Here is a 12194-nt window from a genome sequence, read left to right on the forward strand (position 1 = left end):
GTTCACTTTCGTCCGCTGTGGGTGGTTCACTTTCACCCGCCGCACTATGCTCACTTTAATCCGCTGTGGGTGGTATACTATGCCCGTTTTTTGCAACATGATTATGATAAGTTGTTTTTGATTTGATTTTTGCCCGTTCCATTATGAGCTCACGATTTACTGTTATGGTTTCTTTGAAAAACTTTCTGTTCCATAAATGAAAGAATGCCAGATACAAAGTGATATGCCCTTGTTTAATTCGTTCATCGTTATTAAACGTTTCCAAGATAGTATTGAGATGTGATATGTAGTTTACTGTCTCCATTCTTCATCAATTTCCAGGTTTTTAATTTCTCCAAAACGCACATTTCTTGTATTTTCTGGAGGATTTTTTTCTATAAACAATTTCTTCTTAGGAGGTCAGCTTGTTCAAAAAGAGATTGCAGCATGGCTACCGTAGGTTTGGTTTGGGTCTTTTCGATATTCTTTAAAATAGCTATCACAGCATTGATGCGTTTGTTTGTTCTATTGTTATTGATTCCTAAATCGTCGTCTGGTGACAAATCATTCCGTTCAAAGAAATGGAGCATGGTTTCCAAGGCATCTGTATGGGATTTAGAAATCTGCTTTGAGAATTTTCTAAATTTTATGGCAACGTCCTTCTTTACATTGATCCCAGAAAAGCTGTATTTTGAATATCCTGTCATTTTTTGTTGCAAATAAATGCCTGTTTTCAAGGGTTTTAAAGCGTTTTGTTGCAAAGCGTTTGCTTTCAATATTTTTTTAAATTTATAAATAATTGATTTTCAGTTATTTATATAATAATCTCAACTGTAACATCGCGTTAGCGTGTTACCCTCTTGCTATTCCATTCCTTCATTTCATTTCGGTCTTTCATACTTTTTATCAAAAGCTAAACAGCCAGATTTGGATGATTGGTATTAATCCATTTTTTAACAGGACTAATATTAATATTTTAAACTATCCTTAATAAAACCGACGAAGTTTTGACTTTAATTTTATTGCATTTACTTAAAATAGCACAATATTTACGCCATATAATTTGATTTAAAATGCTGTCAATTGGTTGCCATAATGGCATATATCCATATACTTATTATATCCAAAGCGTTTTCCTTTTTTTAAATGAACTTTACTAAACTGAATTTTAATGTTTAAACCATTTTTAGTCAATTTTATAAAAACAATGAACATACGATTCATTTAATTCCATTTACTTCCCATAGTGCCGACACGTTACCTTTTCAGTAACCAATGCTAAAATTCAGTATGAGTAAGGACTTATAAAAGGGAGTGCGCGACTGGTTATGCAGTCCGTCTCGTTCTGAATTTTAAAACTTTGTGGAGTAAAAAGATGAAGGGATTTGTTTCTGAAGCGGACTCTATTCCTAAGTTGAAATCTTTGCTAAATACGACAACATTTGATACCAATCGTTGGTGATGAATATAATTTCCTATCAACTTTGGGATTGTGTCCAAGATTTTTTAAGTGAAGCGATTTGCTTGAAATGTAGCTTTTCGAGTAATGGAAGGAAATGGGCTGAATGGATTATTTAAGTTTTAATCTTTTCAATTATATGGATAAGAGTTTGAAATCGTTTCAATATAGCTGTATGTAATAAGGATTCTCATTAAAACTAAAAAAAACCAAAAACATTAGTTTTTATGGCTTTTTTTTAAAATTGGGTGGTGTCTATGAAGATTTTATTTTCTATCAATCAAAGCTTCATATATTATATATCACAAATATTCTTTAGCGTCAATATTTTAACCACCAAGCATCATCAACTTATTAAAGGTTTCCAAAAGTTGGGTTGTATTATAAATATCTTTCCGTAAAACCTTCTTTAAATCTTCTTTAGACTTCTTATTTGATTCAGTAACTGAGTTTTCTATTTTTGATCGAACCAAATGTATTATTTGTTTTGGTTCATTATATTTTTTCTAAACTATATACTATTTTAAAAACTCCCTAAAATTTTCATTTGTAATAACTTTTACTTCTGTATTATAGGTTTCTACAAATGTTTTAGGGATTTTGACTTTACTTTTTGGATTCCATTTTATTTCAAAGCCTGTAACTTTTCCTGCTTCTTCGGCTACATAATCAATTTCTTGTTGCTGCGTGGTTCTCCAGAAATAACCTTTACTTAATGAACTTGTGTAGGCGTTGTGCTTTAACCGTTCGGCTATTAAAAAATTTTCCCAAAGGTTACCTTTATCTTGGCGTACTTCTAAATGATTTAAATCGCCAATAATCATATTCCGTACGCCTGTATCATAGAAATATATTTTTTGATTGGTTTTTATTTCATTACGTAAATTTTTGCTGAAACTTGGAAGCTTAAAAACAACATAGGCTTGACAAAGTAAATCGATATAATTAGATACGGTTTTCTTATCAACACCTAATAATTGCGCCAGTTCATTATAACTTACCTCACTCCCAATTTGAAATGCTAAAGCTCGTAATAATTTTTCAATAATTTCAGGCTTACGAATACCACCATAACTCAGAATATCTTTATACAGATAACTATCTGTTAATTGTTTTAAGATGTCTTTTTCATCCCCAAAATTATTGATAACATCTGGGTACATTCCGTACACGATACGCAATTCTAGTTGTTGTTGCGCTTTTAAATAACCTACATTATTTTCAAACTCATTCCACGAAATAGGATATAATTGATACTCCCATTTTCGTCCTGTTAGCGTTTCTTGTGTTTGATTATTAAGCTCGAAAGCCGAAGAGCCACTTACCAATAATTGAACAGATTTAAGTTGATCGGTTATTAATTTTAAAGTAAGACCAATATTTTCAATACGCTGTGCTTCGTCAATAATTACAACTTTATAGTTTCCTATAATATTTTTAAGTTGCTCTATATTGGGGTTGGTCAAGATTTTTCTAACTGTAGGATCGTCTCCATTAAGAAACAAATGCTCTTTATTTTTTAACAACTTATTAAAAAGCGTGGTTTTACCCACTTGTCGTGGACCAATTAAAATAATGGCTTTTCCTTTGCCAAAACGGTTATTTATTTGCTCTTCTAAGTTTCTTTTAATCATATTCAGTGATTGTAATCCCCAAATATAATGTTTTTTAGGGATTATATTGAGCGAAATTTATTTAAATTTAGAAGCTTTTTAAAACGTTGATCTAGAAAAAGAAAGGGTCCTACTTATTTCTATCGTAGTATATTAACGGCATTTGGCACCAAATCCAACCAAAAGCGTAAAAAAACTCTTAAACTTTTGTTAAAAAGGAGCAAATTCGGTGGAGGTAAAAAAAAAAAAGAGAATGCTTTTAGACCCTACAAACCCTCAAAAAAATGAAAATTTGGATAGTCCTCTTTCTCCGCTGAAAGGCATACAATCAACACCAAAAATAAAGAAGGCAAGTTACTACTGCTTTACGATGAAAATCCAATGGCCTACATTGCCATACAAGCTGTTAGAAAAGCAATAAGTAGTAACCAAAGAATTTTAGATATCATACCCACAGAATTACACCAACGCATTCCTTTTTTCTAAGGTAGTACAAAAATGGTTGGAAAATTGGAGTCATTTTTAGAAGATTAAATTAATGCAATTTCTATCTTTGTTGCAATCTGTTGTGACAAAAATTGCCATTAAAAAATTCAAAGTTTAATGATCAAAGAATTTAAATATTCCAAATTTATTTTATCAATATTTTTGATAGGCTTTTGTATGTCTAGTTCTCTTTTCTTGAGTGCTCAAAACTTTGAAAGGTTTTCCAACAAAGAAGGATTTAATCAAAATACTATAAACGCCATTTCTCAAGACCGTTATGGTTATTTATGGTTTGGCACCCCTAACGGGTTAATAAAATATGATGGTTATGAGTTTGAAACTTATACATCACAAACCAAAACCAATGGAAAGATTTCTAGCAACTTCATCACGTGCTTATTCAACGATTCTAATGGCATCTTATGGATAGGCACTAATGTAGGCATCAATGTGTATATCCCTTGGCTTGAAAAGTTTTACACCATACCGTTAACCTCAAAATTAAATATAAGTAAGATCTCTTCTGGACCAAATGGTGCCATATGGTTTACGGGCGAAAATAAATTATATGCCTGTGTTGTTACAGATGTTGACAAAGGTGTATTTAAAGTTTCCGATAATTTTTTAGATTCATATACCAACGTAACTGCTATAAATCAATTCAGTTTTACAAATAAAAACTCATTGATTTTAGCTACTGCAAACAGTTTAAAACAGGTTTATTTCAACAAAAACAATATTGATATTAATTCAAAAATAGAACGAATAATTAATTTTGATGATTTTGAGGGTAGCAATATTACATCCATTAAAAACATACAAAACATTCTCTGGATTGGGACTTATGATGGCCTATTTAAAACAAGCTTAGAAAATGGTCGAATCCATATTATTCGCAAATACGATAATAAAAACAGCCAAAACAAAGCAAAATCCCCATTAAGAATAAACACAATTTTTGAAGATAACAATGGAGCTATCTGGGTAGGCACAAGAGAATTTGGTCTTTTAAAATATTTAGAATTGGAAGATGAATTTATAAGCTATACCTACAACCCGAAAAACGATCTTGGCTTAAGCAGTAATTTAATTAATGTCATTTTTCAAGATAATTATGACGTTTTATGGATTGGTACGGCACAAGGGGGTATTAATAAATTGGATATTGCGCAAAAACAATTTATTAACTATTCCAAAAACCCTTACGATAAACAATCAATAAGTGATAATTTAATCACTTCCATTTTAGAAGACAAAAATGGTAAATTATGGGTTTCTTCGTTCAATAAGGATTTATGTAGAAGTACCAATTCAATCAACGAAAAAACTGTAAACACAATTAAATTTGAAAACTTATCTAAGCAGCTTGATGTATTTGGAGACAAAAATATAATAAGGTGTATTTTTGAGGACAAAAAAGGGTATATCTGGTTTGGCACAGATTTAGGCATAATGGTTTATAGTCCCCTTAAAAATAGTTTTAAAAAAATAATTTTAAAAAATAACGGCATAACTGTCCAAGAACAATTATATCGTAGCATATGCCAAATAGATGAAAATCATTTACTTTTTACAGGTTATCGAATTACTGTTATAAAAAACCCTTGGGACAAAATACAAGGTGAAAAAAACCCTCAAATAGAAGCGGTAACCATTTTAGATATAGATCCTAAAACAATATACCAAACTGTACTAAAAGACAAAAAACAGAGGCTATGGTTCGGTACTAGTAATGGTTTGTATTATGGGACTTTTAATGGCGAAAAAATCAATATTGAAAATCGTCTTTCGGATGAAGGAACTAACAGCTTAAACTTAAGCTACCCAAATATTTTTTCACTCCATGAAGACCTACAAGGAAGTATTTGGGCAGGAACATTTGGTGGTGGATTAAACAAAATAAGTTTGGATAATGAAGGGGTTCCCACTAAAATAGAGCATTTCAGAAAGAACAATATTTTACCCGATGATGCTATTTATGGAATTTTACAAGAAAATGATAGCAACTTATGGATTAGTACGGATATGGGGATTGTAAAATTCAATACCAAAACCAATGGTGTAGATGTTTTTGATGTAAGAGATGGTTTGGCTCAAAATAATTTTAGACAAGGTGCATCATTTAAAGGCAACTCTGGTTATTTTTATTTTGGGGGATTAAATGGTTTAACCCTTTTTAAACCTGAAAACATTCAATTAAACAGCACGCCTCCAAGAGTCATTATCACATCACTTTTAGTAAATAATAAAGTAATAGAAATTGGAGAAAAGCTAGATAACACAGTTATTCTTGAAAAATCCATTTCAGAAACAAATAGTATCTCTATAAGCCAAAATGAACAGACTATTGCTTTTCAATTGGTAGCTGAGCATACTTCTACCCCATCAAAAAATAAATTAGCCTATAAACTAGAAGGATTTAACAATACTTGGATTGAAGAACAAAGTGGTAAAACTACAGTAACCTATACGAATCTTTCGGCAGGTGATTATGTGTTTCAAGTAAAAGCCGCAAACGGTGATGGTGTTTGGAGCCCAGAAATAAAGAGCTTAAAAATCATTATATTACCACCATGGTATCAAACGTGGTGGAGTTATTTGCTCTTCTTTTTACTAACTATTTTAGTAGGTGTTGGCATTATTATATATTTTGTTCAACATGAAAAGCTAAAACAGCGCTTAAAATATGAACAGCTCGACAAAGAGCGATTAGATACAATAAATCAAGGTAAATTTAGATATTTCACCAATATATCACATGAGTTTAGAACACCTCTTACCTTAATTGCTGGACCTTTAGAGCATATTATTGCTTCCAAACAAGATGCTGTTAACACAAAGTATTTAGCCATAATTCAAAAAAACACAAAACGACTACTTAACTTGGTCGATCAATTAATAACCTTTAGAAAAGCAGAACAAGGCTTTATAGATTTAAATTTTAGCCAGAATACTTTAGGTGGTTTTATATACCCAACAACCGAGGCCTTTGAAAATTATGCCTTTGAAAAAAATATAAATTTCTTCTACAAAGTTAATTCTCCAAATGAAGAAATTGTAATAGACACAGAAAAAGTAGAACGAATTCTTTTCAACTTATTATCTAACGCATTTAAAAACACACCTGCTAACGGAAGCATAAGCATCGAATCTGATATCATTTACGTAAAGGACACAAGAATGATACGCATAGATGTTATAGATAATGGAAAAGGAATACCTGCAAAAGATTTAGATAATATTTTTGAAAGATTTTATCAATTAGGGCATTTAGATCAACGTGTAAGTGGTGGTGGTATTGGATTGGCATTTTGTAAATCGCTCATTAATTTACTCCAAGGAGAAATTTCAGTAAAAAGTGAACCAGGTGTAGAAACTAGATTTTCTGTTTTAATACCAACAGGTAACATGGAAGACTATAATGATGTTGAAGTTAATACCAATACAAAATCATTTATTAAAGATTGGGTACCACTATCTACCGATTATAAAAAAGAAACCTTAAATGAAGTTTCAATAGATAAACTAAAAGAACACCATATATTAATTGTTGAAGACGAAGAAGATGTTCAAAACTTTTTAATAAGTACACTTTCTGAAGAATACAATATTACCATAGCAAACAATGGCGTTGAGGGCTTAGAGAAAATAAAACAACGTGAACCTACCCTTGTAATTAGTGATGTTATGATGCCTGAAATGGATGGTTTTGCTTTCTGTGAAAAAATTAAATCAAACCCTGAAACATGTCACATTCCTGTGCTTCTATTAACAGCATTAGGTACTAATGAAGATACCATTAAAGGCTTGGAGTTTGGTGCAGACGAGTATGTAAGTAAACCATTCTCAATAAAAGTTTTAGAATTACGGATTAAAAAACTTATTGAAAATCATATTAAAATAAAAGAATATTTCAAAAAGAACAGTACACTTCCAAAAAAAGGAATTGAATTATCTACCCGAGATGAGGACTTTTTAAACGAAATTATTAATATTATTGAAGAAAACATTTCCGATTCCAATTTTGGTGTTGAAGAATTATCCGCAAAAATGAATTTAAGCGCCTCTCATTTTTACCGCCGCTTAAAACAACTTACAGGGCAAATTCCTAATGCTTATTTACGAAATTTTAGACTACAGCGCGCTGCCGAATTATTGAATAAAAATGATGGCGCCAATGTTACAGAGGTTATGTACCAAATTGGTATTGAGTCTAACTCTTATTTTTCTACTTCATTTAAAAAGTTGCACGGCGTTTCGCCATCCGAGTATTTAAAAAATTCATAATTCCAATAAACGTCATACTTCACTCTCGGAATATTATTATTATTTCAAAATAAACAGCAATAGCACTTAATAAGTGAAATCCTTACATAAAAGTACAATTAGAGCAAAACAATGATGAAAATGAGAAAGGGTTTTGTTTTAATCAAATGTAAATTTGCATAGGTATGAGCATCATATCTATAACAATACCAATTACATATATAAAACAGTCTAATAGGTATTAAAGTAACTCTAGTAAAATGTTTAATTTAATTTAATTTTAAAATGAAGAAAAGTATCTTAACAGTATTAGCCGTGTTATTAATTAGTATATCTGCGATGGCACAATCTAAAAATGAAAAACGTGCTATAAAAGCAACGAATAACAAAATTGAACTAATTGAAAAAATTACTAAGTTATCAGATTTAGAAAAAGAAACATTTACGGAGTTAAATAATGCATTTGCGATTAAGCATTTCAGTTTAAGAGATTTAAAAGAAAGTGACCCTGCTAAATATAAAGAAGAAGTAAAAGCTAATGGCGCTGACTTCGCTAAAAAATTAACTGCTGCTCTTGGAAAAGAAAGATCAACTGAAATAATTAATGCTAGTAAGAAGAAAAAAAATAACAAGAAAAAGAATAAAAAAGAATAAATTACCATATTTTATGGTATTGCTAAATGCATTAACAAAATAATGTTAATGCATTTTTTTTAATCACAATACAAACAATTTTGTATCTGTAATATAAAAAATTAAATCTTACAAAATGAATTTTAAAAATTCTCTATCAATAATCATTGCATGTAGTATTTCAATTATTGTAAATGCTCAAAAACAATCAAATTATAAAGATTTAAAAGACGATAGACCAGAACCTAACGTAGTCCTTTTACTTACTGACGATTTAGGGTGGCAAGATGTAAAATGCTACGACATAGATCAACCCTCTCCTTACGAAACCCCAAACATTGATGCCTTTGCAAAAAACGGCGTGCAATTTTGGCAAGCCTACTCCCCTGCGCCTACCTGTGCACCAAGTAGATCTGCCATAATGAGTGGAAATCATCCTGCAAGAGCACAAAAAACACATGTTGTAGGTGGTGCGCCTCCTACAGTGTATGCTAATAAAGATACACAACGTATTATGGACCCATGGTATAGTGGACGAATGCCAGAAAACGAAATGACATTAGCAAGAGTATTGCAACAAAAAGGATACACGACTGGACATACCGGAAAATGGCACATGGCTATTAATCACTTGGCCTATCCACAGCCTGAAGACCAAGGATTTGATATTACAACTCATGATCGTGGTGCAACAGTACCTCAAAAACCACATAGACTTACAGATTTTGCAACAACGGATGCTTCTGATCCTTACCGATTGGATGAAAACGGTTTTCCTTACCATCAAAACAGTGAGGATGCTTTAAAGTTTTTAAAGGAAAATAAACAGGATCCATTTTTCTTGTATTATGCTACGTTTTTAGTACACGCACCTATTCACACTAGAAGTAAAGCGCTTTTAGAAAAATATTGCAAAAAATTAGGCGTAGCATTTCCAACAGATCCTAATCATTGGGACTTAGAAGGTCAAAACAACCCTTATTACTGTGCTATGGTAGAAATGATGGATTACTATGTGGGACAAGTTTTTAATTATTTAGAAACAACCGAAGACCCCCGATGGCCAGGACATAAATTAAGTGAAAACACTTATATTATTTTCACTTCAGACAACGGAGGTATGGAAGGACACCCCGGAGAAGTTTTTACTGATAATTACCCTTTAGACAAAGGAAAGATTAATGCTAAAGAAGGCGGCACAAGAGTCCCTTTAATCATTTCTGGGCCTGGTATTACAAAAGGAGTACAATCTGACGTTGTTGTAAACGGCCTTGATTTTTACCCGACTATTTTATCATTATTAAATATTGAAAAACCTAAGGATAAACATTTAGATGGAGATGATTTATCGACCTTATTATTAAAAGATCCAACAAATCCTAAATTGGTTTTGGATAAAGATGGAAAAGAAAGAACTACCATGATGTGGCACTTTCCACATTCATCGTACCAAAGTACCTTACGTGTTGGTGATTATAAATTCATCAGAAATTACGATTACAAAAACAACCCAAAAACGCCAGAATTCGAGCTTTACAGATTGTATGATTCTGCTAAAGGAACAGCACAACGTGTTGACATAGAAGAAGCTAATAACTTGGCAATATCTGATTCTAAAAGAGCAAAAGAGATGAATGATAAGCTTACAGAAATGTTAACAGAAATGAAAGCAAGCTATCCTTCATACAACCCAAATTACAAAAGTGATATGGAACATAAAGAAACGGTTCCTACCGTATTATCTGCCTCTAAAAACCACAACCAAGTCACTTTTAAATATAAAGAAAATGGAGCCAAAGTAGTTATGGCTAACTTAATTTATACTACAAATGGCGGACACAATTATGAAGAATGGTTTAAGGCAGAAGCTCAAATTAATTCAGATGCCACTGTATCGGCTACTTTACCAAAAGGAACAACGCATTATATCATCAACTTAATTGATGAACATAATTTCTTAGTAAGTTATCCTGAAATGCCTACAATAAAAGGACTAAATAGCAAAAAAGAACAGTATTCTAACTATGCATTAAGTAGCAACTAGTTCCTTTTTATATAAAAGTTCAAAACGGGAACATTCATCCTAAAAAAACATAAAACTCTGTTTTTAAACACACAAACAAACCTTTTACAAGAAAACAGCAAGCTTTTGAGCAAATTCAGCAAAACGAAAACAAGCCTTATCACTAATTTTGACTAACTAATTTAAAACTAAATATATAATGAAAAAACAATTACTTTTTACAATCGCATTTTTAGCAGCAATTTTTGTTGCTTCAGCGCAATCAAACACATTAACTTTCACTGGTAGTGAAGCTGTAAATCAAGAGTTTGGTCTTGGATCTAACCAAGGTATTTATGCGCTTTCTATTGGTTCTGTATTCACACAACCTGGTACATCTATCCAATATAATCAAGAAATTGTTTCTGGCACTGATGCTCCTGTTAGTGAGACTTTTAGTATAAATACGGATGGTAGTAACATGGATGCAACACTAACATTTAAATATAGAAAATTTGCAGCTAGTACTGTAAGTGGAGTTATTTCTATAGCTGGACAAGCTGATTTCCCTTTTGATTTACCTGATACTACAGTAGAAGATGGTGGAGATCCTGATTTTGCTGACAGTCATAAGTTTTTTGATTACACTATAGTTTTTCCTATATCTCCAACAGCAACTAATGTAACATTCACTCTTAATGAATTTGTTAAAAATGCTGCTTCGACTCTTCGTTTTAGAATTTACAGTATTCAAATTAATGGGGCGGTAGCTGTACCTCCTTTAGATTCAGAAGCCGTTTTAGATGCTGGAAATGAGTGGTACCATAACTATAGCCCAGATACATTTGGCGTAACACTTAATGAGGTACAAGGTGGTGTATTTTTAGAGCAAGCATCGGCAGTAGCTACACCAACTACTACAGGAAATAGCAGTCCGCTAGTTGCCAAATTCACAAAAGGAGAAGATGCACACTCACAATTAAAGTTCCAATTACCTACTGTAATTACAACAGCAGATCAATCAAGTGCTATTTTTAAAATAAGGACCTATGTACCGTCAACTAATGTAGATGGAAGTTCTGGTAGAAGATTAAGATTGTTTTTGCGAGATGGAGTTGAAACGGTAGAACAAAAGAGCGTAACAATTGATGTTACTGTTTTTGATAAATGGCAAGAATACACCTTTGATTTTACGGGAGTTGCACTTACAGAAGGTGTATCTTATAGTACTGTAAACCTATTATTTGATCAACCAGATGCTGGTTTTCTTGCTACCGGGAACGTGTATTATTTAGATGCTTTTCAAGGACCATCTGCAGCCACATTACCTGTAAATGAATTTGAATTAAATAGCGCTTCTATTGTTGCTTATCCTAATCCTGTAACAAACAGTTTTCAAATAGATTCTAGTATAAACATTGAGAATGTAAAATTATATAATGTTACTGGGCGTTTGTTAAAAACATTTAATACACAGTCTAATTATGATATTAGTGATTTAGCTACAGGCATGTATATTGCAAATATTAAAACGGAATTTGGTTCTAAATCCTTAAGGATTGTAAAAAAATAAAACCTTAATTACCTATTAAATAATTTTTTGAAACCAACTATCCTCGAGGCAGAGCCTCGAGGTATTTCGCTGGTTTCATTTTGACCAGAAAAGGTCAAAACCAAAATTATGTATTTAGATTCCCGTTTTATTCATTGGTTTATATTTTAAATTATTGAAATCATGAATCTACGATTTCACGGG

General features: G+C 31.8%; 7 protein-coding genes. 5 read left to right on the plus strand and 2 right to left on the minus strand.

Going from position 1 to position 12194, the window contains the following annotated elements:
* Positions 1 to 374 precede the first annotated feature (374 nt).
* Both EV196_RS03590 and EV196_RS03595 read right to left on the minus strand, forming a co-directional pair.
* Positions 375 to 716, minus strand: coding sequence for a BfmA/BtgA family mobilization protein (locus EV196_RS03590; RefSeq protein ID WP_243652169.1), 342 nt, complete (start codon positions 714 to 716; stop codon positions 375 to 377).
* Positions 717 to 1956: 1240 nt separating this feature from the next.
* Positions 1957 to 3072: an ATP-binding protein gene (locus EV196_RS03595; RefSeq protein ID WP_132215013.1), complete on the minus strand. Its 1116-nt coding sequence runs from the start codon at positions 3070 to 3072 to the stop codon at positions 1957 to 1959.
* A 306-nt stretch (positions 3073 to 3378) separates the two neighbouring features.
* On the opposite strand from EV196_RS03595, the gene EV196_RS20100 reads away from it, so the two are divergent.
* The 5 genes from EV196_RS20100 (at position 3379) to EV196_RS03615 (ending at position 12011) form a co-directional block, all read left to right on the plus strand.
* Positions 3379 to 3537 carry a hypothetical protein gene (locus EV196_RS20100; RefSeq protein ID WP_317128011.1) on the plus strand — a complete coding sequence of 53 codons (159 nt, stop codon included), beginning with the start codon at positions 3379 to 3381 and terminating at the stop codon, positions 3535 to 3537.
* A 177-nt stretch (positions 3538 to 3714) separates the two neighbouring features.
* Complete coding sequence (locus tag EV196_RS03600) at positions 3715 to 7824, plus strand: hybrid sensor histidine kinase/response regulator transcription factor (RefSeq protein WP_165876092.1); 4110 nt, start codon at positions 3715 to 3717, stop codon at positions 7822 to 7824.
* A gap of 264 nt (positions 7825 to 8088) precedes the next feature.
* Complete coding sequence (locus EV196_RS03605; RefSeq protein WP_132215017.1) at positions 8089 to 8457, plus strand: hypothetical protein; 369 nt, start codon at positions 8089 to 8091, stop codon at positions 8455 to 8457.
* Between the two features lie 115 nt (positions 8458 to 8572).
* Complete coding sequence (locus tag EV196_RS03610) at positions 8573 to 10480, plus strand: sulfatase (RefSeq protein WP_132215019.1); 1908 nt, start codon at positions 8573 to 8575, stop codon at positions 10478 to 10480.
* Between the two features lie 178 nt (positions 10481 to 10658).
* A complete protein-coding gene (locus EV196_RS03615) occupies positions 10659 to 12011 on the plus strand; it encodes a T9SS type A sorting domain-containing protein (protein ID WP_132215021.1) in 1353 nt (450 codons plus the stop codon).
* Positions 12012 to 12194 lie beyond the last annotated feature (183 nt).

Source organism: Mariniflexile fucanivorans (genome assembly GCF_004341235.1).
Lineage (GTDB): Bacteria > Bacteroidota > Bacteroidia > Flavobacteriales > Flavobacteriaceae > Mariniflexile > Mariniflexile fucanivorans.

What these genes read in the sequence shown, in the direction of transcription:
- EV196_RS03595 (WP_132215013.1), bottom strand. Translation starts at nt 3,072, where the DNA reads ATGATTAAAAGAAACTTAGAAGAGCAAATAAATAACCGTTTTGGCAAA.
- EV196_RS03600 (WP_165876092.1), top strand. Translation starts at nt 3,715, where the DNA reads ATGTCTAGTTCTCTTTTCTTGAGTGCTCAAAACTTTGAAAGGTTTTCC.
- EV196_RS03605 (WP_132215017.1), top strand. Translation starts at nt 8,089, where the DNA reads ATGAAGAAAAGTATCTTAACAGTATTAGCCGTGTTATTAATTAGTATA.
- EV196_RS03610 (WP_132215019.1), top strand. Translation starts at nt 8,573, where the DNA reads ATGAATTTTAAAAATTCTCTATCAATAATCATTGCATGTAGTATTTCA.
- EV196_RS03615 (WP_132215021.1), top strand. Translation starts at nt 10,659, where the DNA reads ATGAAAAAACAATTACTTTTTACAATCGCATTTTTAGCAGCAATTTTT.